Genomic DNA, 21,554 nt, shown 5'->3' on the forward strand with positions numbered 1-21,554 from the left:
GTCAGAGGGTCGGCCTCACGCGGATGATCTTGCGGCGGAGCCACACGCGGCGCTCGCCGCCCATGTAGAGACGGGTCCTGGCGAGCTCCCAGCGGCCGTACTCGGCCTCGTCGGTGAGCAGCTTGCGAGCGTCGGGCACGCTCGTCGATCGGTCGATGGTCACGACCCGGTACTCGTACTGACCGTGCTTGCGCCACGTGGAGCCGTCACTCGCCATGCGTCACCGTCCCCGTCACAGCCGATAATTCGTCCGTCCATTGTGGCCGATCCCGCGCCGGGATCAAGCCCTCCGCCCCCGCGGGTCGCCCGGCCGCAGCAACGATTGCTCCTGACCGATACCGCAGGCCAGCGCACGGCAGTACAGTTCAATGCATGACCGTTGACCCGCGCGCCGCACTCGACCGCCTCGTGGCCGCACTCGAGGCCCACTACAACGCGGTCGCCACGAGACGGAGCGACGACGACCCTGCCGTCGACGACGCCTACGACGTGCTCGCCGACGCCTACGAGGTGTACGAGGACGCCATCGCCACGCAGTTCGGTGAGGTCACGCCCTTCTACCTCGCCGAGGACGTCGACGAGGACGACGACTCCGACGAGGACGAGGACGACGAGGACGACGACCTCGACTTCGACTTCGAGGACGAGCTCGCGGACGTCGACGACCCGGCCCCGGCCGAGCCGGCCCGCTGACACGGGTCCGGCCCGGACGGCTCGGTCACGACCCGGGAAGGGCCCCGGAAGCCGACTCCAGGTGGGCGCGGACGAACCAGTGGAACTGCTCGAGGTCGCGCAGGTGGCCGATGAGCAGGTCGTTGGTGACGTCGTCCAGGCCGGCCGTCTGGTCGGCCGCCTTGCGGTGGAAGGTGATCACCGACTCGTAGACGCCGTCGAGCGCGTCCAGGTGCTCGATCGCCGGGGCGCGCCCCAGCTTGTAGTCCTCCCACGTGCGGGCGGCCACGAGAGCACCCGGCGTGCCGACCGGGGCGACCCCGAGCGTCGCGATGCGCTCGGCGATCTCGTCCACCATCGTGCGCACCGCGTCGACCTGCGGGTCCAGCATCTCGTGGACGCCGATGAAGTGCGGCCCCACCACGTTCCAGTGCACGTGCTTGAGGGTGAGGTGCAGGTCGTTCAGGGCGTGCAGCCGGTCCTGGAGGATCTCGGCGACCTTGGCGCCCTCCTCGGGGGTGAGGGACGGGACGGTGTAACGGGGCAGCTTTGAGGACATCGCAGGTTCTCCCTTCCGATCATCCCGGCGGACCGGCTGGAGCCGGTCCGTGTCGGGTCCCTCCATCCTCACGCGCCGGGCCGCTGATGACCAGCCCGCTCGCCGACGCGGCGCCGATCACCAGCGTTCGGGGTAGCCGATCGGTGGGGCGGAGACGTCGTCCAGGGCGGCCAGCACCTCGGCCGGGAGGGTCAGGTCCGTCGCGGCGAGGCTCGTGCGCAGCTGCGCCGGGGTGCGCGCGCCGACGATCGCCGAGGCGACCTGGTCGCGCTCCAGCAGCCAGGAGAGCGCCACCTGAGCGGGGGCGCGGCCCAGGCCGTCCGCCGCGATGCCGACGGCGTCGACCACCGACGCCGCCTCGCCCTCCAGGTACGGCTGCACGAAGCCCGCGAGATGGTTCGACGCCGCGCGCGAGTCGGCGGGCGTGCCGTGCCGGTACTTGCCGGTGAGCACGCCGCGCCCCAGCGGCGACCAGGCCAGCAGGCCCATGCCGAGCGCGTCGGCGGCGGGCAGCGCCTCGCGCTCCGCGCCCCGCTGCACCAGGGAGTACTCGAGGCAGAGCGCGGGCAGGCCGATGTCGTCGCCGAGCAGCGAGGCAGCCCGCGCGGCCGCCCAGCCCGGGTGGTTGGACAGGCCGGCGTAGCGGGCCCGGCCGGACGTGACGGCCAGCCGGAGCGCCGAGCAGGTCTCGGCCAGCGGGGTGGCGCCGTCCGGGCAGGCCACGAGGAACAGGTCCACGTGGTCGGTGCCCATCCGCCGCAGCGACGCGTCGAGGGAGTCCAGGAGGACGCCCCGCGAGGCGTCGCGCCGCGTGCCGCCCTTCGTCGCGAGCACGACGTCGTCGCGCGCCACCTTCCCGGACAGGAGGGTGCCGATGACGTTCTCGGCGTCGCCCTCGCCGTAGGCGGCCGCGGTGTCGATCAGGGTGCCGCCGGCATCGAGGAAGTCGCGCGCCTGCTCGGCGGCGTCGAGCTCGTCGGTGTCGCGGCCCCAGGTCATCGTGCCCAGGCCGAGCTCGGAGACACGCAGCCCCGAGGCTCCCACCCTGCGGTGTTCCATGCTGGCAGGCTACCCGGCAGCGGGTAGGGTTACCGCCCGTGACGTCGTGGCAAGCCATCTTCCTGGGCCTCATCCAGGGTCTGACCGAGTTCCTCCCGATCTCCTCGAGCGCGCACCTGCGCATCACCAGCGAGCTGATCGGCGCCGGAGACGCCGGAGCGGCGTTCACCGCGATCACGCAGCTCGGCACCGAGACCGCCGTCGTCATCTACTACCGGCGGAAGATCGGGCAGATCCTCGTCGCCTGGTACCGCGCGCTGGCGGGGGCGAACGGGCCGGGCTGGCGGGCCCGCCTGGGGCTCGGCCCGGCGGCCGGGTCGGTCGACGTGCGGCACGCGCGGCCCGGCCTCAGCGTCGGCAACCCGGACGCGGCGATGGGCTGGTACATCATCCTCGGCTCGGTCCCCATCGTGGTGCTCGGCCTGCTGTTCCAGGACCAGATCGAGACGAGCCTGCGCAACCTGTGGCTCACCGTGGCCATGCTCGCCGGGTTCGGCGTGGTCATCCTCTGGGCCGACCGCACGGCCCGCCAGGAGCGCGAGCTCGAGTCGCTCACGCCGCGCAGCGCGATCACCTACGGGATCGCTCAGTCCCTCGCGCTCGTCCCGGGCGTCTCGCGCTCCGGCGGCACGATCGCCGCGGGCCTGTTCATGGGCTTCAAGCGCGGCGCGGCCGCGGACTACTCGTTCCTGCTGGCGCTGCCCGCCGTGTTCGGGTCCGGGTTCTACCAGCTGCTGAAGACCGTGGGCGAGCCGATCCCGGAGGGCGCACCGGGCTGGACGGAGACCATCATCGCGACGATCGTCGCGGGCGTGGTCGGCTACTTCGTCATCGTGGCGTTCCTGAAGATCGTCAAGAAGTATTCGTTCGCACCGTTCGTGTACTACCGCTTCGTGCTGGCCGCGGTGGTCGCGGGCCTGCTCGTCACGGGAACGCTCGACGCGAACGGCGGCGTCGGCGTCTGACCTGCGGCGCCCGCGGGCCCGCTGACGGGCCCGCGGGCGACCGTCAGCAGGTCGCCAGCAGACGGTCCAGGACCCGCGTGCCGAACTCAAGAGCATCCGTGGGGACGCGCTCGTCGACGCCGTGGAACATGCCCGCGAAGTCGAGGTCCGCGGGAAGCCGCAGCGGGGCGAAGCCGTAGCCGGTGATGCCGAGGCGGGACATCCACTTGTTGTCGGTGCCGCCCGAGAGCGTGTACGGCAGGACGGTCGCGCCGGCGTCCTCGGCCGAGATCGCGTCCACCATGGCGTCCACGAGGGACCCCGTGAACGGCACCTCGAGGGACCGGTCCTGGTGGATCGGCTCGACCCGCACGCCCGGCCCGGCCAGCTCCCGCAGCGTCTCGATGCCCTCGGCCTCGTGGCCGGGCAGCAGCCGCACGTCGATCGCCGCCGACGCCGAGCCCGGGATGACGTTCGCCTTGTACCCGGCCTCCAGCTGGGTCGGGTTGGACGTGTTGCGCACGGTGGCACCCACGAACTTGGCCGCCGGACCGAGCGCGGCGACCAGCTCGTCCACCATGGCCGGGTCCTCGGCGAAGCGGGCGACGTCGTACGGCAGGCCGGTGAGGTCCGCGACGCCGCGCAGCAGCGCGTCCACCGTCGGCGTGGGCGTGTAGGGCCAGGAGTACTTCCCGATCCGGGCGACGGCGTCGGCGAGCGCCGTGACCGCGTTGTCGTGGTTGACCTGGGAGCCGTGGCCGGCGCGGCCGTCGGCGAGCAGCCGCATCCAGGACAGGCTCTTCTCGGCGGTCTGCAGCAGGTAGGCACGGTGGCCGCCGACGTCGACGGAGAACCCGCCGACCTCGCTGACCGCCTCGGTCGCGCCCTCGAAGAGCTCGGCGTGCTCGGCGGTCAGGTAGCCGGCGCCGAGCCTGCCGCCGTTCTCCTCGTCGGCGAAGAAGGCGACGACGACGTCGCGGGCGGGCTTACGGCCCTCGCGCGCCATCTGCCGCACGACCGACAGGATCATGGCGTCCATGTCCTTCATGTCGACGGCGCCGCGGCCCCAGATGAGGCTGCCCTCGGGCTCGTGGGTGAGCTCGGCCGCGAACGGGTCGACGCTCCAGTCGGCGGCGGCCGCGGGCACGACGTCGAGGTGGCCGTGCAGCACGAGCGCGGGCCGGGTGCGGTCGGCCCCCTCCAGGCGGACGACGACGGACGCGCGCCCCGGCTCGGACTCGAAGAGCTCCGGCTCCAGGCCCACCTCGGTCAGCAGCTCCATGACGTACTCGGCTGCGGCCCGCTCCCCCGGCCCCTCACCCGTCCCGTAGTTCGACGTGTCGAACCGGATGAGGTCGCGGCAGATGCGGACCACCTCGTCCTGGGCAGCGAGAACGGGAGGGGCGGAGGGGGCGGTGTGCGGGGTCTCGGTCACGTCGCACACGCTACCCGCCGCGTCGACGAGCTCCCCAGCGGCACCCTCCTGCCGGGGGCGGTGCTGCGTCAGGCGTCCAGGCCGAGGCGTGCGAGCAGTGGCGCGATCCGCGGGTCGCGGCCGACCAGGTCGCGGAAGGAACGGCTCGGGTCCTGGGAGCCGCCGCGCGCCAGCAGCCGTCGCCGGAACGTCTCACCGTTCTCGCGGGTCAGGCCGCCCTGCTCGCCATACCACTCGACGGTGTCGGCGTCGAGCACCTGGGACCAGACGTAGGAGTAGTACGCGGCCGAGTAGCCCCCGCCGAAGACGTGGTTGAAGTAGGTGGTGCGGTACCGGGGCGGCACGGGCGCGAAGTCCACGCCGGCCGCCGCGAGCGCGGCGGCCTCGAAGCCGGCGACGTCGTCGGGCGAGGTGGGCACGTCCTCGGGGGCGAGCTGGTGCCACGCCTGGTCGAGCAGGGCGGCGCCGAGGTACTCGGTGGTGGAGAAGCCCTCGCCCCACTGGCGCGACGCGAGCATCGTGTCGATCCAGCGGGCAGGCATCGGCTCGCCGGTCTCGTGGTGCACGGCGAAGCCGGCGAGGATCTCCGGGTCCCACGCCCACATCTCGTTGACCTGGGAGGGGAACTCGACGAAGTCGCGCGGCACGTTCGTGCCGGACTGCGACGGGTAGCGCACGTCGGACAGCAGGCCGTGCAGCGCGTGCCCGAACTCGTGGAACATCGTGGTGACCTCGTCCCAGGAGAGCAGGGTGGGCTCCCCGGCGGGCGCCCGGACGATGTTGAGGTTGTTCACGACGACGGCCCGCTGGCCGAGCAGGTGGTTCTGGTCGACGAGGTTGTTCATCCAGGCGCCGCCGCGCTTGGACGCGCGCGTGAACCAGTCGGCGACGAACAGGCCCAGCCCGTGGTCCCGCTCCCCCGGCTCCGGGTGGTCGAACACCTCGAAGACGCGCACGTCCGGGTGGCAGCCGACGAGGTCGTCGCGCTCCGTGAAGGACAGTCCGAACAGCAGGTTCGCAGCGCGGAACACGCCGTCGTGCGCGACCCGCTCGAGCTCCAGGTACGGGCGCAGGAGCGCGTCGTCGAGCGCGAAGCGGTCCTTGCGCACCGCCTCGGCGTGGTACGACCAGTCCGCGGCCGCGACAGGCCCGCCGGCGAGCGCCTCGAGGTCGGCGTGCTCGGTGCGGGCGTTGGCGACGGCGGGCGGGGCGAGGCGCCCGAGCATGTCGGCGACGTTCCGGGTGGTGCCTGCGGTGGCGTCCGCGGCGACGTAGGCGGCGTGGTGCTCGTAGCCGAGGAGACGGGCGCGCTCGGCGCGGAGGCGGACCGTCTCCAGGAGGGTGGCACGGGTGTCGTGCTCGGTGCCGTCGGCGCCGCGGGCCTCGGCGGCGGCCTGGACGCGGGCGCGCACGTCGGCCCGGGCGAGGGAGGCCAGGACGTGCTGGTGGGTGAACAGCTGCATCTCGAGCAGCCAGCCGTCCTGCCCGCGGGACTCGGCGGCGGCCCTCGCACCGGCCCGGGCGCGCGCGGGCAGGCCGTCGAGCTCGGCCTCGTCGGTGATCAGGACGCTCGCGGCGTTGGCGCCGGCCAGGAGCTTGCGGCCGAACTCGGCCTGGAGGGTGGTGAGGCGGGCGTTGAGGGCGCGCAGGGTGGCCTGGTCGGCCTCGGACAGCTCGATGCCCGAGCGGCGGATGCGGGTGAGCAGCTGCTCCAGGAGGTAGGCGGTGTCGGGTTCGAGGGTGAGGACGCCGGCGTCCGCCTGCTCCTGGATGGCCCTGGCGCGTGCGTAGAGGCGGGCGTCCAGGTAGATGGCGTCCTCGTGCGCGGCGAGCTGCGGGGCGAGGCGTGCCTCGATCTCTTCCAGGCCGGGTGTGGCGTCGGCGGCCAGCTGGTTCCCGAAGACGCGCAGCGCCCTGCCCAGGAGCGCGCCGCTGCGTTCGAGCGCCTCGAGGGTGTTCTCGACGGTGGGTGGTGCGGGGCTGGTGACGATGGCCTCGACCTCGGCCCGCTGGGCGGCCATGCCGTCCACGACCGCAGGCTCGTGGTGCTCCTCGCGGATCGCGGTGTAGTCGGGCAGCTCGTACGGGAGCGTGGACGGTACGGAGTGTGGGTTGGCGAGGGTCGTCATGCGGCCCATTCTCACCCGCGGCGCCGCCCGGGACGCACGACGTCGCCCGGGCGGGACGGCAGTCCCTAGGATGGGTCCGTGGATCCGCTGCGACTCGTCGGCCTCTGGGACTTCCGCCGCGAGGTGCGCGACCATCTCGACGGCGCGGAGTACGTCGCCGTCGGCGAGGCGGCGTTCGACGCCGAGGACGACGACCGGATCCGCTGGGCCGAGCACGGCACGCTGCACGGCGCGGGGCGGACCACCCGGGTGAGCCGCACCCTGTTCCTCGTGCGTGGCACGGCCGGCTGGCGGGTGACCTTCGAGGACGGCCGGGACTTCCATTCCTGGACCGGCGGCGAGGTGGAGCACCCGTGCGGACGTGACCTCTACGACGGCCACATCGACACCCCGGCGGACGCCGACGCCCCCTGGACGGTCCGGTGGCGGGTGACGGGCCCGACCAAGGACTACACGATGACCTCTCGCTACGCCCGCCCTCCGGCCGACCGGTGAGGGCACGCGCCCCACGGTCGGCCGGACCGACGGCGGTCGGTCAGGCGGGTCAGAACCCTGCCGTGATCCTCGTGAACTCGAGGTCCTCCTGGTCGATGCCGCTGCAGTCGGACACGGCGCCACCGCCCGGGCACGGCCGGTCGCGGTTGACCGCCCAGTACGCGAAGCGGGTCACGCCCTGCGCGCTCGCCCAGTCGCGGATCTCGCTCCACTGCGCGGGCGTCGTCGTCTCGCCGACGTCGGACGTCCCGTTCATGCCCGAGATGCCCGCGTGGCTCCACGCCTCCTCGTCGGTCCAGCCGTTCGCGGCCCGGAGCTGGTCCTTGAGGCCCTCGGTCGCGGCCTTCGTGTCGGCCGCCATGTCGGAGCCGCCGAAGTCGAACGGCATGATGGTGTAGTTGTCGATCGGCGTGCCGAGCTCGGCGGCCCGCTCGATGAGGCGGGACCCGGCGCCGCCGGGTCCGGTGGTGGTCGTCGGGATCGTGACGACGGCACCCACGTCCGGGTTGTTCTCCTTGACGATCGAGATGCCCTGCAGGATGCGGTCCTGCACGGCGTAGTCCTCGAGCTCGTCGGTGTTCTCGATGTCGAAGTCGACGACGTCGACCTGGTGCGCGTCGATCACCTGCTGCACGGCGCCGGCGAACTCCTCGGGGCTCGAGCAGTTCGGGCCGAGCTTGTTGCCCTGCCACCCGCCGAACGACACCTGCACCTGGCCGCCCGCGGCGTGGATGGCGTCGATGGTCTGCTCGTCCACGCCGCCGTCGAGGGGGCGCTGGCCGTCCCAGGCGGGGGCGCAGCCGCCCGACGAGAGGATGAACGCCATGGTGAACGCCTCGATGCCGGTCTCGCTCATGACGGAGGTCGCGTCCTGCGGGTTGCCCCAGCCGAGGAACAGGTAGGGCGCGGCCGGCATCTTCTCCGTGACGGCCTGCGTGTCCTCGGCGGCGGCGCCGGCCTCGTCCGCGGTCGCGCCGATGACGCCGCTCGCCGCGATGCCACCGGTCAGGAGGACCGCAGCCGCAGCGCTGGCGACGGCGACCCGTCGTGATCTGATCTTCATGATGAGTTCTCTCCCAGCCCAGACAAGTTCGTAGCGAGAACGTATCCAGCGGGTGAATTCTCACGCATCAGGGGTACCACGTACCCGCAGCACCCGGCACCCGGCACCCGGTCAGCTCTCGCGCAGACCGCCGTCGCGGTCCAGGCGCAGCTCCCGGGTCAGGGCCAGCCGGTCCAGGAACGCGCGGTCGTGACTCACCACCAGCAGCGTCCCCCGGTAGGCGGACAGCGCCTCCACCAGGCGGTCCGTACTGGCGACGTCGAGGTTGTTGGTGGGCTCGTCCAGGACGAGGAGCTGGGCCGGCGGGTCCGCGAGCAGCAGGCGGGCGAGCGCGACCCGGAACCGCTCCCCGCCCGAGAGCGTCGCCACCGTCCGGTGCACCGCGGCGCCCCGGACGAGGAAGCGCGCCAGGCGGTTGCGCAGCTCGCCCGGCGGCACGTCCGGCGCACCCTCGCGGACGGCGTCGAGCACGGTCGCGGCGTCGTCCAGCACGTCGAGCCGCTGCGGCAGGTAGGCGGCCCGGTCGGTCAGGAGCGTGCCGGACGCCGCCGGGAGACCGGCGGGGACGGCACCGTCCGGGGCCGCGTCCGGACCGCGCAGCAGCCGCTCCAGGAGCGTCGTCTTGCCCGCTCCGTTCGGGCCGGTCAGCGCCACGCGCTCCGGGCCCTGGAGCACGTGCTCCCGGCCGTCCGCGCCGGTCAGCACGGCGATCCGGCGCCCGGCCGGAACGCCCGGGTCCGGCAGGTCGACGGCGATCCGGTCGTCGTCCCGCACCGCCCGCTCCGCCGCGTCCACCGCGGCCCGCGCCTCGGCGACGTGCGCGTCCGCCAGGCCGCGCCGCGCGCCCTGCGACCGCTCCGCCGAGTTCTTCCGCTCCCGGACGACCGCCGGGACGTACCGGCGGCTCGCGCGGTCCTTGCGCGCCTGCCGCTCGCTGTGCGCCACCTTCTCCTCCAGCGCGACCCGCTGCCGCTTCTCCCGCCGCAGCGTCTGCTCCGCGGCGCGCAGCGCCTGCTCGGCCGCCTCCTGCTGCACGTCCAGCCAGGCGCGGTACTCGCTGTACGGGCCGCCGAAGGTCGTCAGGGAGCCCGACCGCAGCTCCGCCGTCTCGTCCATCAGCTCCAGCAGCGCCAGGTCGTGCGACACGACCACCAGCGCCCCGCGCCAGCCGCGCACCAGGTCGTAGAGGCGCTCCCGGGCCTCACCGTCGAGGTTGTTGGTGGGTTCGTCGAGCAGCGCGACGTCCGCCCCGCGCAGCCGCAGGCCGGCGACCGCCGTGAGCATCGCCTCCCCGCCGGACAGCGTGCCGACGGTCCGGTCCAGGCCCGTGGGCAGGCCGGACGCCGCCAGCGCGGCGACAGCCCGTTCCTCCACGTCCCAGCCGTCGCCGACGACGTCGAAGAGCTCGGCGCGCACGTCCCCACCGGTGATCGCACGGACGGCGTCCACGGTGGAGCGCACGCCGAGCACGTCGGCGACGGTCGCGCCGACGTCGAGAGTGAGGCGCTGCGGCAGGTAGTCGGCGGTGCCGGCGACGGCGGCAGAGCCGGACACGGGACGCAGCCGCCCGGCGACGAGCCGCAGCAGCGTGGACTTGCCCGCGCCGTTGAGGCCGGTCAGCCCGGTGCGGCCGCGGCCGAAGGCGCCGGACACCCGGTCGAGCGCGACGGCGCCGTCGGGCCAGGCAAAGGTGAGGTCGCGCAGGACGACGGCAGGGTTCGAGACGGAGGAAGGCATGGCGAGGACTCCTGGGTGGCGTGCGGAACGCCGACGCCGGGAGCCCTTCCGTCCCGAGCCGGGCTCGGACGAGGGCAGGCGTCAGCGCGGGTCGGCTGCTACCTGGAGATCCGTCATCGCCATCCTTCACGTCACCCGTCTCACACGCGGACCTGCCCGCCGGGACCGCGGACAGCCTGCCATGCGCTCCGCAGGCCTGCAAGCTCGTTTCCGGGCCGGCGCCCCCGGTCAGACGGTGCCGGACTCCAGCATCGGTCCCGGCGACGACGGGTAGCCGGTCATCCAGAACGCGAAGATCCCGAAGAACATGAGGTACGCGACGAAGGCCAGCGCGACGAGGATCCCGAACGCGATCGACACCCAGCCCAGCACGATGCCCGCCGTCGCCAGCGTGCCGTTGTCCGCCTGCGCCGCGGCCACCGCGCGCCGGGCCTGGTGGCCGAGGATCACGGCGGGAACTCCCGCGAGGGGCCCGAACCCCGCCGCGACGCCGATGCAGCCGAAGATCAGCGAGAGGATCGCCAGGTCGTTCTTCGGCGGCCTCGGGTAGACGTAGACCGGCTGCGGAGGCTGCTCGTACGGTGACGGCTGCTGGTACTGCTGCTGCGGCGGCGGGGTTCCGCCCGGTGCGGGCTCAGGGTCGACCATGGACCCACGGTAGGCACCCCCGGGCCGTTTCGCCGGGCGGCGCGCGCACCCGGCTCTCGGATCAGGCCGCCCAGGCGATGTAGCCGTCGGGGCGCACGAGCATCGTGGTCGCGTCGCCGTCCGTGCGCCGGCCGACGACGGCGGCCTCCGCCCAGCTCGCGTACTGGGAGCCCGCGGGCGGGCCCGCCGGGGCGGCGCCCGCGCCCGGACCGTCGTCCCCCTGGACCAGGACGAAGCCGCCCGACCGGAGCGCCGCGTAGAGGCGCGTCGTGCCGCCGTCCTGCGCGGCGAGGGGGACGTCCGGCGCACGGCCGCCGACCAGCCGGTGCGCCCCGGGCGGGCGCCCGTACCGGATCCCGATGCCCGAGACCATCCCCATCATGCGGTAGCGGGCCGGTGGCACGTTCCCGGCGACACCCACGATGAGCACACCGAGGGTGCGCGCGAGAAGGCCCTTTCCCCGCGCCGCCCGGACCAGCGCGCCGCTGGCGCGCAGGACCATCCTGCCGACGGGGTGTCGCTCGGACTCGTACGAGTCGAGGAGCTTCTCGGCGGCCGGGCCCCGGGTGTGCCCCGACACCACCTGCGCCAGCTTCCAGGACAGGTTCGCCGCGTCCTGGAGGCCCGTGTTCATGCCCTGCCCGCCGGCGGGCGAGTGCACGTGCGCGGCGTCGCCCGCCACGAACACGCGGCCCACTCGGTAGTGCGGCGCCTGCCGCTCGTCCGAGTGGAACCGGGAGGTCCAGCGGGCCTCGATCATGCCGAGGTCGGAGCCGAGGGCCGCGCGCATGATGTCGCGCACCTCCTCCACGTCGAGCGGGGCGTCCTCCGGCACGTCGGTGCCGTAGCGCCAGCCGATGACCCGGTGGTAGCCGTCGCCGAACGGGGCGATGAAGCAGAAGGCGTCGTCCCGCACGGCGACCGTGATGACGTCCGACGGCGGCTCCGCGAGCCGCACGTCCGCCAGGACCATCGACCTGATCACGGCCCGGCCGGGGAACGGGAGACCGACGAGGTCGCGGACCGCCGAGTGGTGCCCGTCGCAGCCGACGACGTAGCGCGCGCGCAGCGACTCCGCGCCGTCGGGGCCGGTGAGCCGCAGGGTGACGCCGTCCTCGTCCTGGTCGAGGCTCTCGAGCTCGGTGCCGTGGGCGAAGGTGACGCCCTCGGCCTCGGCCCGTTCCAGCAGGACGCGCTCCACCTCGTACTGCGGGACCGCCAGGACCTGCGGGTACCGGGTGGGCAGGACGCCCAGGTCCAGCGTGAAGCGGTTGAGCAGCCGCAGGTTCTGGACCGACCGGCCCCCCGCGATGATCTCCTCGGCGACCCCGCGGGCGTCGAGCTGCTCCAGCGCCCGGGCGTGCACCGCGAACGCCCGCGACAGGTTGCTGATCCGCCGGGGGCGCCGCTCGACGAGCGTGGTGCGCACCCCGGCGGCAGCCAGGTCCCCGGCGAGCAGCAGCCCCGTGGGACCGGCACCGACGACCACGATCTCCGCCTCAGTGTCCACCATGGGGCACATGATGCCGGGTCGCAGGGCCGGCCGGAAGAGGACTGCTACGTCAGTACGTCGAGTACGACGCGTCGCCCTGGCTCACGGCAAGAGAGAAGACGACGACGTAGAAGACGATGAGCAGCACGCTCAGGCCGGTGCCGATCCAGCCGGTGATCACGCCGGCGAGTGCCATACCGTCGTTGTCCGCCTCACCCTCGCGCACCGCCCGACGGGCCTTGGCGCCCACCACGACCGCCGGGATACCGGCGAAGAAGCCGCACATGACGATGCTGACGATACCGAGCACCATCGCCCACACGCCGAGGCTGTTCTTGGGGTACGGCTGCCCCATGTACTGCCCCTGGTAGGCCGGAGCCGCCGGGTACGGGCTCGCACCCTGCTGCTGGTACGGCGAGGCCGGCTGCTGAGCCGGGGCACCGCCCGTCTCGTAGGGCGACGGAGGCTGCTGCTCGTTCGGCTGCTGGCCGTACGGGGACTGCGGATCGGGGCCAGGGTGATCTGTCGACATTCTTTTGGTGACCTTTCGCATTGATTGTCGGACCAATCCTACCGAGCCCGATACCTCTCGGCCGAAAACCCCGCCCGCGCAGAAGCACGCCGGGCGCCGGGCGCCGTCAGCTGAACCCTCCGTCGGCGGTCATCAGCGCGATGAAGACGACGAAGATCACGAACGAGGCCACACCGACCCACCCCGTCACCACGCCCGCCGTCCCCAGGTTGGCGTTGTCCGCCTCCCCGTCGAGCTGCGCCTGGCGCGCCCTCATCCCCAGGACGATCGCCGGGATGCCGATGAAACCGCCCAGGCCGCAGCACGCCACCAGCGAGGTCGAGCTGATGATGCCCAGCACCAGGGACCACACGGCCAGGCTGTTCCTCGGGAACGGGTGGACGCCGTACGGGCCCGGCTGGGCCGGGTACGGCTGCTGGTAAGGCTGCTGCTGGTAGGGCGACCCCTGGTAGGGCTGCGGGCCGTAGGGCGACTGCCGCGCGGGCGGGCCGTAGGTGGACGGGCCGTAGGCGGGCCGCCCGTACGGCGAGGCCGGCGGAGCCGGGCTGCCACCGGGCTGGTAGGGCGGCGGGACCTGGGTGTCGCCGGGCCGGTAGGGCGACGCCGGCTCGGGACCGGTCTGCTCAGGACCGGTCTGCTCGGGCGCTCCGGCCGGCGGCATCGGCTGCGTGAGCTCGGCCGGCGGTATCGGCTGCGTGGGCTCGTTCGACGGCGTCGCGTCGTGGCCGGGATCGTTCGTCGCCATGGTGGCAATGACCTCGTTGAATGTCGTTCTGATCCTGCTGGATGGCTGCGCGGCGTCAGTAGTTCGTGTCGGCCGTCTCCCAGACCGCCGGGTCGCCCAGGGTGCCGGCCGCTCCGAGGCCCAGGGCCCCGAGCCCGAAGATCACCGGGAGCACCACCAGGAAGATCAGTGCCAGGAGGCCCAGGCCGATGTTGATCCAGCCCAGAATGAGGCCGGCCGTCGCCGAGCCCGGGTTGTTCGCCTGCCCCTCGAGGACGGCCCGCCTGCTGGCATACCCGGTCCATACGGCGACGACGCCGAGGATCACCGGGCAGACGATCCAGCTGAGGATGCCCGTCACGAGCGACCAGGTGCCCAGGTCGTTCTTGGGCAGCGCCTGGACGTACACGGCGGGAACGGGAACCTGTCCGGGCACCGGTACACCGGGGTACGAGCCCGGCGCGGGCCGGCCTGCGTACGGTCCTGGCGCGGGCTGGCCCGCCCCGCTCGCGGGTCCGCCGGGCAGGGGCCCGCTACCGTACGGGCCCGGCACCTCACCACCCGCAGGAGGCGACGGCAGGTTCGGGTCGTTGCTCGACATGTGAGCCCTTTCTGGGTGCGGATGGCTGCGCCGAGCCTAGCGGTCCCCCGCTCCGGCACGGGCACTCACCCGCGCACCCGTCCCGGGCGCCCGCCGCCGGCCCGCAGGGTCAGTAGTCCGTGTCCATCGTGGCCCACATCGACGGGTCGTTCATGATGTCCTGGAACCCCGGGTTGTTCACCGCGGCGCTCAGCGCGACCGTGACGATGATGATCGCGACCACCGTGAGGACCAGCGACGCCCAGCCGAGGATGATGCCCGCGAGACCCATCCCACCGTTGTCGGCCTGCCCCTCGCGCACCGCACGGCGGGTCATGTGGCCGGTGACGATCGCCCCGATGCTCGCGATGACCGGGCAGATGACAAAGCTCGCGATACCCAGCACGAGCGACCAGACGCCCAGGCCGTTCTTCGGGTACACCTGTGCGTACTGCATTCCCCCGGGAGCACCCGGATAGGGCGAGGCAGGTGGCGGAGGCGTCTGGTACGGGGTGCCCGGCGGCGGGGCCCCGCCCGTCTGGTACGGCGACGGCGGGGGCGCCTGCCCGGGCTGCGGTTCACGGCCCGAGGGCTGCGGCGGCGTGCCGGGCTGCGGCGGGTCCTGGCCCGGTCGGTCACCACCCGTCGGCGGGTCGTACGGATTCGGCGATCCCGGTTCGTTGGTCGACATGCGCGACAGCCTCTCGCTCGCAGGGTTCCGGCAGTTCCGACCTTAACCAGCATCAACGCACTCGGCCCGGCGAATCGCCGCTGTCAGTCCTCCCGCCGCCAGGTCTCCACCTCGTGGATCACCCGGAACCCGGGCACGACCGCACGACCCGCAGGCCGCTGTCCAGCGTCCGCAGGAATGGGTGGCCGAGGCCGGAGGGTGTCCGGCGGGGTCCGTCGCGGGGCTGGCCCGCCGCGGACACCGCCGGACAGCGGCGTCACCGCGCGACGGCCACCGGTTCCGCCGCCGGTGAGGCGCTCTCGCTCGGCTCCGGCGCCGCGTCGACGCCGGCCTCCTCGCGCTGCGCGGGAGTGATCGGCGCGGGCGCGTCCGTGAGCGGGTCGTAGCCGCCGCCGGACTTCGGGAAGGCGATGACGTCGCGGATGGACGGTGCCCCGGCGAGCAGGCCGGCGATGCGGTCCCAGCCGAACGCGATACCGCCGTGCGGCGGGGCGCCGAACTTGAACGCCTCGAGCAGGAAGCCGAACTTCTCCTGCGCCTCCTCGGGGGCGATGCCCATGACGTCGAACACGCGCTCCTGCACGTCCCGGCGGTGGATACGGATCGAGCCGCCGCCGATCTCGTTGCCGTTGCACACGATGTCGTAGGCGTAGGCGAGGGCCGCACCCGGGTCCTGCTCGAAGGAGTCGAGCCACTCGGGCTTCGGCGACGTGAACGCGTGGTGCACGGCGGTCCAGGCCGAGTGGCCGAGGTCGACGTCGTCGTCCTCGCCGGTGGGCTTGAACAGCGGAGCGTCCACGACCCACACGAAGGACCACGTGCTCTCGTCGAGGTCGCCGGTCCGCTGGGCGATCTCCAGGCGCGCCGCGCCGAGCAGGGCGCGCGAGTCAGCGGTCCTGCCCGCCGCGAAGAACACGGCGTCGCCCGGCTGCGCGCCGGTCACCTCGGCGAGGCCCGCGCGCTCGGACTCGGACAGGTTCTTGCCGACGGGTCCGCCGAGCTCACCCTCCGCCGAGAACGTGACGTAGGCGAGGCCCTTGGCGCCCCGCTGCTTGGCCCACTCCTGCCAGGCGTCGAACTGGCGCCGCGGCTGCGCGGCACCGCCCTTCATCACCACGGCGCCGACGTACTCGGACTGGAACACCCGGAACGGCGTGCTCGCGAAGTAGTCGGTGAGCTCGACGATCGGGTTGCCGAACCGCAGGTCCGGCTTGTCCGTGCCGTACAGGCGCATCGCGTCGGCGTAGGTCATGCGCTCGATCGGGCGCGGGATCGCGACGTCGACGAGCTGCCAGATCTCGGCGAGCAGCTCCTCGGTCAGGGCGATGACGTCGTCCTGCTCGACGAAGCTCATCTCCACGTCGAGCTGCGTGAACTCGGGCTGACGGTCCGCGCGGAAGTCCTCGTCGCGGTAGCAGCGCGCGATCTGGTAGTAGCGCTCCAGGCCGCCGACCATGAGCAGCTGCTTGAACAGCTGCGGCGACTGCGGCAGCGCGTACCAGGAGCCTGGCGCGAGGCGCGCAGGGACCAGGAAGTCGCGTGCGCCCTCGGGCGTCGAGCGGGTCAGCGTCGGCGTCTCGACCTCGGTGAAGTCGTGCGCTTCCAGCACGCGCCGCGCGGCCCGGCTGACCTGGGCACGGAGCTTCAGCGCGTGCGCCTGCGACGGGCGGCGCATGTCCAGGTAGCGGTGCTTGAGCCGCGCCTCCTCGCCGATCTGCTCCGTGTCCGCGAGCGCCGTCGAGACCTGGAACGGCAGGGCCGCGGACTCGTTGAGGGTGACGACGGCGGTGGCCACGACCTCGATCTCGCCGGTGGCGAGGTTCGGGTTGGCGTTGCCCTCGGGGCGCTGCCCGACCTGCCCGGTCACCTGCAGCACGAACTCCGACCGCAGCGGGTGGGCGACCTCTTCGTCGCGGATGACGACCTGGGCGATGCCCGACGCGTCGCGCAGGTCGATGAAGGCCACTCCCCCGTGATCACGCCGGCGATCGACCCAGCCCGTGAGGGTGACGGTCTGACCGATGTGCTCGGCCCGCAATGAGCCGGCCGTGTGAGTGCGGAGCACGGAGAGAGTCCTTTCGTACGGAGGTCGGGGTGCCGCCGACCCGTTCTGAACCGTCTCGGACGATGGTTCGGGCGCACTTGCGGCACGTGGGGGCGAGTCTAGTCGCTGCGGCCGACACAGACCTTCCTCTCTCCACAGCCCCCGGTCCCCGGCGCGGACCTCAGGAAAGCACGGCCGGCGTCCACGGCTGCCCGGGCCCGATCACCTCGTGCGGCGACGGCGCCGGCGGAGGTTGCGCCACACCATCACGCCGGCGAGCACCACGGCCAGCAGCCCGAGCGGTGGCGCGGGGACGACCTGCCCGGTGGTCTCGCCCATCACGGTGAACAGGACCGCCACCGTCACGTAGAGCATGAGCGCGACGAGGGGCCAGCCGACGACGGGCAGCACCGCCCGCCCGATGCGCGCGCCGATGCCCGGGCGGCGCCTGCGTACCGGCTGCGGCCGCGGGACCTCGTCCGGGTCGCGGGTGGCCCGGACGACGAGGTGCGGCGGAACCCGGGAGTCGACCTGACGAGCCACGTTCTCGGGCGTCAGCCCGCGGAAGTGCGTGGGCTCCACCGCGACGCGGAACCCGTCCAGGCCGATCAGCCCGCGGCCGCCGTCCGCGTAGGCGATCATCACGGCGGTCTCGGCGAAGCGCACGGTGACGGCGCCGTACGGTGTCACGAGCGACACGCCGTCGGACCCCAGCCGGAGCCTCGCCTCGCTGTCCGACGCGTGGTAGGTGGTGCCCCCGACGGGCGCCGTGGACCACTGTGGCACGGACACCATGCCGGCCCAGTCGGCGTCGCGGCCGGGCACCTGCAGGAGCGCGTCCTCCCAGACCTGGCGGGCCACCCGGCGCACGTCGTCGGCCGTCACCGCCTCGATCTCGGCGAGGTACTGGTCGGGGCGGAGGCTCGGGCGGCCGAGGAGGAGGTCCACGGCCGCGCCGGGCAGCGTCCGCGCGCCGACGTCGGGGCCGTCGCACTGCTTGCGCGCCTGCTCCTTCGCGTTCTCCAGCTCCGCGGGGTCGATGCTCCCGAGCCGGAGCCGGGCGAGGGTGTCGACCATGCCGCCGACGACGGCGCTCTGCTTGTCGGGCAGCGCGTCGGCGGACAGCGTGACGACCGCGGACCGCGCGTCCCGGACCGTGTAGTCGGCGTCGGGCCGGTACGAGTAGCCGCCCTCCTGCCGCAGCTCCCGGAACAGGGCTCGGCCCGCGACGTGCACGAAGAGGCGCGCAGCCGTGGTCCGCGGTACGACGGCGTCCAGCATGACGCCGCCCTCGGCACCGCGGAAGTAGGCCGGTGTCCCGTCGGGGAGCGCGGAGGACGGCGCGGGCACCGGGTGGCGCTGCCCTGCCGGGAGCCGCAGATCGAGCCCGGCCGGGAGGTCGCCGACGGTGAGGAAGACGACCGCGTTGTCGCGGTTGAAGCGGCTGTGCGCCCACCGCCGCACGTCGTCGGTGCTCAGTCGGTCCAGCCCGAGCTCCCGGTACCCGGACAGACCGTAGGTCGAGGCGCCGTACCGCTCGATCCGCATGCGCCCGGCGACGGCGCCGCGGTGGCCCGCCTCCTCGGTGCGGAGGATCTCCTTCTCGGTCTCGATCCGGTGCGACGGGAGGTCCCGCAGGGCCGCGCAGACCCCGTTGAGGTACGCGACCACCTCCTCGAGGGTGCCGGTGGCGTGGAACATGGTGGTGGTGTCGTTGGTGACACCGTTGTGGTGGGTGTCGGTGAGGTTCTGGTCGAACAGGGCGAGGTGCTCCACGAGGTGCGTCAGACCACGTGTCGCGAGGGTCTCGTCCGCCTGCCCGACGCGGAACACCAGCCCGCCGGTCACCTGGTTCTCCCGCCACGGGGCGTACAGCACGGGGACGCCGTCCGCGGCGCCGGTGGAGACGGGGTGCGTGGCGCTCGGCAGCGCGGTCGACGACGGCGCTGTCATGGGGCCGGCGGCCTCCACACGCATCGCTCCGGTCCCAGCGGAAGTGCTCATCCTCGTCCCTCCGCCCGAAACGCCGCGGCGCGGTGCTTCCGGTACTCCAGCGCCGCGTCGCCGGTGTAGCCCCAGCAGCCTTCGGCCGGGCTCTCGCCCAGCGCCCGGAAGTGCGGTGCCGCCAGCGCGGGCATCCCGGCGAGGGCGAACGCCATCGCCAGGTCCGAGTGCACGGTGGCCGTGTAGGGCCCGGGCACGTGGTCCGGGTGCCAGACCGTGAGCGTCGCGATGTTCCTCAGGTCGTCCAGCACCGCCGGCTGGCGCAGATACCGCCTGCCGCCGCGGCGATCGCCCCACACCCAGTGCTCGAGGTGCAGGGTCACGCCCACGGCCGGGCTCAGCGTCCCGGGCGGCGCGCCGTCCCGGCACTCGGCGGCGAACGCGTGGGCGGCGTCCCACGAGCCGCCCCACTTGGGGCAGACCTGCTGCAGGAACTCGGCCTGCGCCGGGTAGCACCACGGGTCCAGCGCGCGGACCCGGTCGTAGCGCCTCCGTGCCTCGGCCGTGCCCAGCTCCAGGCCGCGCGCGATGGTGATCCGGGTCTCCCAGGCGGGAAGGTACTCCGGGTGGCGCGCGCAGGTCTCGATGAGATGCCCCTCGGCGCGGCGCAGCAGCGCGTGGAACTGCGTGAGCTGCCGCTCCGACACGTGCGCCGCGTCGTACGCGGACCGGATCCGCCAGCCCTCGGCGACGTAGCACCTGCCCAGCAGGGCCTGCGGGACCGGCGTGCCGCGCCGGCCCGCCACGTACCGGGCCAGCCGGTCCGCCAGTCCGGTGACGTCGCCGAGGCCCCGCACGGCGAAGAGCAGCTCGTCGCCCCGCAGCGCCTCCAGCGCGGTGGAGAGGCCGGCGAAGTCGTACGACCTGGCCCTCGCCCGGAGGTCTGCCAGCCGGGGCACCAGCGCCCACGGGTCGAACAGTGCGCCGGACAGCGCCGGCGAGCTCATGGGCCACCGCTTCCCTCGACGGCCCGCACCAGGGGCCCCGCCTCCCAGAGACTCATGTTTCCACCATCCGAAGACACCACATCGGCACGACCGGGTGCCGTACCCGAACGCGCAGAACGTAGCAGGGCGGGGAGCCCCGATCTGTCGTCCTGGCGTCCAGGCGAGAGCTTTCACCCGCCACGGACCAAGGTTCACCCGCAGCACCGGGCGGCTCGTGCCCACGGCGTACGCTGCCTCCATGCCTCGCACCATCGCCACGAACACCAAGGTCACCCGCGATGAGCTCGTCGACGTGCTGCGCACCCGGCGCAACGGCGTCCTCGTCACCACCCGCTCCGACGGACGCCCTCAGCTGTCCCCCGTGACGTTCGGGGTCGACGGCGAGGGCCGCGTCGTCGTCTCCACCTACCCCGACCGCGCCAAGGCGGTGAACCTGCGGCGCCGGCCCGAGGTCTCGTTCCTCGCGCTCGGCGACGCGTTCGACGACGCCTGGGTGCAGGTCGACGGCACCGCGGAGGTGCTGGACATCCCGGAGTCCGTCGAGCCGCTCGTCGACTACTTCCGCGCCGCCGCCGGCAAGGAGCACCCCGACTGGGACGAGTACCGCGAGGCCATGGTGCAGCAGAACAAGTCCCTCGTCCGCATCACGATCGACCGCTGGAGCCCGGTCGCCACGGGCGGCTTCCCGGCCCACCTCGCGGAGAGCTGACCCGGGCGGACGAGCCGCAGCGTCCTTGCCACCGCCGCATCCCCCGCCGCATCGCCGAGCCGTAGGAGGCCCGCCTTGGAGCTGTACGCCGACGTCGTCGCCCAGTACACCGAGTTCGCCGAGTACGCCGCCACGGCCGGCTCCCCCTGCTTCGAGCAGTGGGCGCGCGCGGTGGCCGCCGACGAGGAGGTCCTGCGATGGATCTCCGCCCTCCCCGGCATCAAGAAGCAGCCCAACCTCGTGTTCGCCGCCGCCCGGTTCCACGGCGTCGCGGCGCCCGGCCCGTACGAGACGCTGCGCGCGGCGCTGCTGGACGACGACGGGACGGTCCGCGCCACGATCCTGGAGCGCGCCACCCAGACGAACGAGGCCGGGCGCCTCGCGACGCTCGCACCGGTGTTCGTCCGGCTGTCGATCGAGGCCGGGCGCCGTCCCCTCGCGCTCGTCGAGGCCGGAGCGAGCGCGGGGTTGTGCCTCTACCCGGACCGGTGGGGGTACGACTGGACGGCGCCGCGATCCCGCGCGCCACGTCCCGCCGTCGTCGGCCCCGAGCCGCGGCTGACCTGCCCCGTGACCGGGGACCTCACGCTCCCGACCGCCCTGCCCGAGGTCGCCTGGCGCGGCGGCCTCGACCTGAACCCGCTGGACGCGCGCGACAAGGACCAGATGGCCTGGCTCGAGACGCTCGTCTGGCCCGAGCACGACGACCGGCGTGCGATCCTGCGGCACGCCGTCGAGATCGCCCGGACCGACCCGCCGCACCTGGAGCGGGGTGACCTCCTCGCGGACCTGCCGCTCCTGGTGGCCGACGCGTCGCAGCACGGCGAGGTCGTGGTGTTCCACAGCGCCGTCCTCGCGTACCTTCCCGCCGAGGACCGGGAGCGGTTCGCCACGATGATGCGACGCCTGGTGGCCGACGGCGCCTGCCGCTGGGTGAGCAACGAGGGACTGAACGTCGTCCCGAGCGTCCTGGACAGCGCCCCGGAGCCCCCGGACAGCACGACCTTCGCCCTGGCGGTCGACGGCCGTGCGGTGGCCTGGTCCCACCCGCACGGCCGCTCGATGCGCTGGTTCGGCTGACAGGGCCGGC

At 73.4% G+C, this 21,554-nt stretch carries 21 protein-coding genes; 5 read left to right on the forward strand and 16 right to left on the reverse strand.

Translation table 11 applies throughout. The annotated features are described in order from the left end of the window. Position 1 precedes the first annotated feature (1 nt). Entirely contained in the window at positions 2-217 is a 216-nt protein-coding gene (locus ACYU96_RS12135; protein WP_460753523.1) for a DUF5703 family protein, read from the reverse strand. Between the two features lie 155 nt (positions 218-372). On the opposite strand from ACYU96_RS12135, the gene ACYU96_RS12140 reads away from it, so the two are divergent. Further along, positions 373-693, forward strand: a complete 321-nt coding sequence (locus tag ACYU96_RS12140; protein ID WP_460753526.1) for a primosomal protein — start codon at positions 373-375, stop codon at positions 691-693. Between the two features lie 25 nt (positions 694-718). Here the strand turns inward: ACYU96_RS12140 and ACYU96_RS12145 are convergent, their stop codons facing one another. Then, positions 719-1,231 (reverse strand): Dps family protein, encoded by a 513-nt coding sequence (locus tag ACYU96_RS12145; RefSeq protein WP_460753528.1) that lies wholly within the window; start codon positions 1,229-1,231, stop codon positions 719-721. Positions 1,232-1,348: 117 nt separating this feature from the next. Beyond that, positions 1,349-2,290 (reverse strand): aldo/keto reductase, encoded by a 942-nt coding sequence (locus ACYU96_RS12150; RefSeq protein ID WP_460753531.1) that lies wholly within the window; start codon positions 2,288-2,290, stop codon positions 1,349-1,351. Positions 2,291-2,328: 38 nt separating this feature from the next. On the opposite strand from ACYU96_RS12150, the gene ACYU96_RS12155 reads away from it, so the two are divergent. Next, positions 2,329-3,255 carry an undecaprenyl-diphosphate phosphatase gene (locus tag ACYU96_RS12155; protein WP_460753533.1) on the forward strand — a complete coding sequence of 309 codons (927 nt, stop codon included), beginning with the start codon at positions 2,329-2,331 and terminating at the stop codon, positions 3,253-3,255. Positions 3,256-3,298: 43 nt separating this feature from the next. On the opposite strand, the gene ACYU96_RS12160 is transcribed toward ACYU96_RS12155, so the two are convergent. Both ACYU96_RS12160 and ACYU96_RS12165 read right to left on the reverse strand, forming a co-directional pair. Further along, positions 3,299-4,669, reverse strand: a complete 1,371-nt coding sequence (locus tag ACYU96_RS12160) for a M20/M25/M40 family metallo-hydrolase (protein ID WP_460753536.1) — start codon at positions 4,667-4,669, stop codon at positions 3,299-3,301. 68 nt (positions 4,670-4,737) lie between these two features. Continuing rightward, positions 4,738-6,807, reverse strand: coding sequence for a M3 family metallopeptidase (locus tag ACYU96_RS12165; protein WP_460754614.1), 2,070 nt, complete (start codon positions 6,805-6,807; stop codon positions 4,738-4,740). Between the two features lie 69 nt (positions 6,808-6,876). Between ACYU96_RS12165 and ACYU96_RS12170 the strand changes: the two genes are divergently transcribed. Further along, complete coding sequence (locus ACYU96_RS12170; protein WP_460753538.1) at positions 6,877-7,293, forward strand: DUF6314 family protein; 417 nt, start codon at positions 6,877-6,879, stop codon at positions 7,291-7,293. A gap of 49 nt (positions 7,294-7,342) precedes the next feature. Here ACYU96_RS12170 and ACYU96_RS12175 read toward each other — a convergent pair whose 3' ends face one another. From ACYU96_RS12175 to ACYU96_RS12225, 11 genes are all read right to left on the reverse strand, one after another. Next, complete coding sequence (locus tag ACYU96_RS12175) at positions 7,343-8,356, reverse strand: glycoside hydrolase family 18 protein (RefSeq protein WP_460753541.1); 1,014 nt, start codon at positions 8,354-8,356, stop codon at positions 7,343-7,345. Between the two features lie 111 nt (positions 8,357-8,467). Beyond that, positions 8,468-10,093 (reverse strand): ABC-F family ATP-binding cassette domain-containing protein, encoded by a 1,626-nt coding sequence (locus ACYU96_RS12180; RefSeq protein ID WP_460753544.1) that lies wholly within the window; start codon positions 10,091-10,093, stop codon positions 8,468-8,470. Between the two features lie 228 nt (positions 10,094-10,321). After that, positions 10,322-10,741, reverse strand: a complete 420-nt coding sequence (locus ACYU96_RS12185) for a DUF4190 domain-containing protein (RefSeq protein ID WP_460753546.1) — start codon at positions 10,739-10,741, stop codon at positions 10,322-10,324. 61 nt (positions 10,742-10,802) lie between these two features. Beyond that, entirely contained in the window at positions 10,803-12,254 is a 1,452-nt protein-coding gene (locus tag ACYU96_RS12190) for an FAD-dependent oxidoreductase (protein ID WP_460753549.1), read from the reverse strand. A gap of 49 nt (positions 12,255-12,303) precedes the next feature. Next, a complete protein-coding gene (locus ACYU96_RS12195; RefSeq protein ID WP_460753550.1) occupies positions 12,304-12,765 on the reverse strand; it encodes a DUF4190 domain-containing protein in 462 nt (153 codons plus the stop codon). 106 nt (positions 12,766-12,871) lie between these two features. Next, complete coding sequence (locus tag ACYU96_RS12200; RefSeq protein ID WP_460753553.1) at positions 12,872-13,510, reverse strand: DUF4190 domain-containing protein; 639 nt, start codon at positions 13,508-13,510, stop codon at positions 12,872-12,874. A gap of 55 nt (positions 13,511-13,565) precedes the next feature. Further along, positions 13,566-14,090, reverse strand: coding sequence for a DUF4190 domain-containing protein (locus ACYU96_RS12205; RefSeq protein ID WP_460753556.1), 525 nt, complete (start codon positions 14,088-14,090; stop codon positions 13,566-13,568). 109 nt (positions 14,091-14,199) lie between these two features. Next, positions 14,200-14,760 carry a DUF4190 domain-containing protein gene (locus ACYU96_RS12210; protein ID WP_460753558.1) on the reverse strand — a complete coding sequence of 187 codons (561 nt, stop codon included), beginning with the start codon at positions 14,758-14,760 and terminating at the stop codon, positions 14,200-14,202. A gap of 256 nt (positions 14,761-15,016) precedes the next feature. Continuing rightward, positions 15,017-16,825, reverse strand: a complete 1,809-nt coding sequence (aspS, locus tag ACYU96_RS12215) for an aspartate--tRNA ligase (RefSeq protein ID WP_460753560.1) — start codon at positions 16,823-16,825, stop codon at positions 15,017-15,019. 201 nt (positions 16,826-17,026) lie between these two features. Further along, positions 17,027-18,808, reverse strand: coding sequence for a M16 family metallopeptidase (locus ACYU96_RS12220; protein WP_460753562.1), 1,782 nt, complete (start codon positions 18,806-18,808; stop codon positions 17,027-17,029). Then, positions 18,805-19,755, reverse strand: coding sequence for a hypothetical protein (locus ACYU96_RS12225; protein WP_460753565.1), 951 nt, complete (start codon positions 19,753-19,755; stop codon positions 18,805-18,807). The genes ACYU96_RS12220 and ACYU96_RS12225 overlap by 4 nt, the downstream gene beginning before the upstream one ends. A 238-nt stretch (positions 19,756-19,993) precedes the next feature. Between ACYU96_RS12225 and ACYU96_RS12230 the strand changes: the two genes are divergently transcribed. Beyond that, positions 19,994-20,464 (forward strand): PPOX class F420-dependent oxidoreductase, encoded by a 471-nt coding sequence (locus ACYU96_RS12230; RefSeq protein WP_460753567.1) that lies wholly within the window; start codon positions 19,994-19,996, stop codon positions 20,462-20,464. A 75-nt stretch (positions 20,465-20,539) separates the two neighbouring features. Next, a complete protein-coding gene (locus ACYU96_RS12235) occupies positions 20,540-21,544 on the forward strand; it encodes a DUF2332 domain-containing protein (RefSeq protein ID WP_460753570.1) in 1,005 nt (334 codons plus the stop codon). Positions 21,545-21,554 lie beyond the last annotated feature (10 nt).

The organism is Myceligenerans cantabricum, assembly GCF_054777735.1.

Excerpts from the sequence above, each read along its gene's own strand:
- ACYU96_RS12135 (WP_460753523.1), bottom strand. The coding sequence starts at position 217 with ATGGCGAGTGACGGCTCCACGTGGCGCAAGCACGGTCAGTACGAGTAC.
- ACYU96_RS12140 (WP_460753526.1), top strand. The coding sequence starts at position 373 with ATGACCGTTGACCCGCGCGCCGCACTCGACCGCCTCGTGGCCGCACTC.
- ACYU96_RS12145 (WP_460753528.1), bottom strand. The coding sequence starts at position 1,231 with ATGTCCTCAAAGCTGCCCCGTTACACCGTCCCGTCCCTCACCCCCGAG.
- ACYU96_RS12150 (WP_460753531.1), bottom strand. The coding sequence starts at position 2,290 with ATGGAACACCGCAGGGTGGGAGCCTCGGGGCTGCGTGTCTCCGAGCTC.
- ACYU96_RS12165 (WP_460754614.1), bottom strand. The coding sequence starts at position 6,807 with ATGGGCCGCATGACGACCCTCGCCAACCCACACTCCGTACCGTCCACG.
- ACYU96_RS12175 (WP_460753541.1), bottom strand. The coding sequence starts at position 8,356 with ATGAAGATCAGATCACGACGGGTCGCCGTCGCCAGCGCTGCGGCTGCG.
- ACYU96_RS12180 (WP_460753544.1), bottom strand. The coding sequence starts at position 10,093 with ATGCCTTCCTCCGTCTCGAACCCTGCCGTCGTCCTGCGCGACCTCACC.
- ACYU96_RS12185 (WP_460753546.1), bottom strand. The coding sequence starts at position 10,741 with ATGGTCGACCCTGAGCCCGCACCGGGCGGAACCCCGCCGCCGCAGCAG.
- ACYU96_RS12190 (WP_460753549.1), bottom strand. The coding sequence starts at position 12,254 with ATGGTGGACACTGAGGCGGAGATCGTGGTCGTCGGTGCCGGTCCCACG.
- ACYU96_RS12195 (WP_460753550.1), bottom strand. The coding sequence starts at position 12,765 with ATGTCGACAGATCACCCTGGCCCCGATCCGCAGTCCCCGTACGGCCAG.
- ACYU96_RS12200 (WP_460753553.1), bottom strand. The coding sequence starts at position 13,510 with ATGGCGACGAACGATCCCGGCCACGACGCGACGCCGTCGAACGAGCCC.
- ACYU96_RS12205 (WP_460753556.1), bottom strand. The coding sequence starts at position 14,090 with ATGTCGAGCAACGACCCGAACCTGCCGTCGCCTCCTGCGGGTGGTGAG.
- ACYU96_RS12210 (WP_460753558.1), bottom strand. The coding sequence starts at position 14,760 with ATGTCGACCAACGAACCGGGATCGCCGAATCCGTACGACCCGCCGACG.
- ACYU96_RS12220 (WP_460753562.1), bottom strand. The coding sequence starts at position 18,808 with ATGAGCACTTCCGCTGGGACCGGAGCGATGCGTGTGGAGGCCGCCGGC.
- ACYU96_RS12225 (WP_460753565.1), bottom strand. The coding sequence starts at position 19,755 with ATGAGCTCGCCGGCGCTGTCCGGCGCACTGTTCGACCCGTGGGCGCTG.
- ACYU96_RS12230 (WP_460753567.1), top strand. The coding sequence starts at position 19,994 with ATGCCTCGCACCATCGCCACGAACACCAAGGTCACCCGCGATGAGCTC.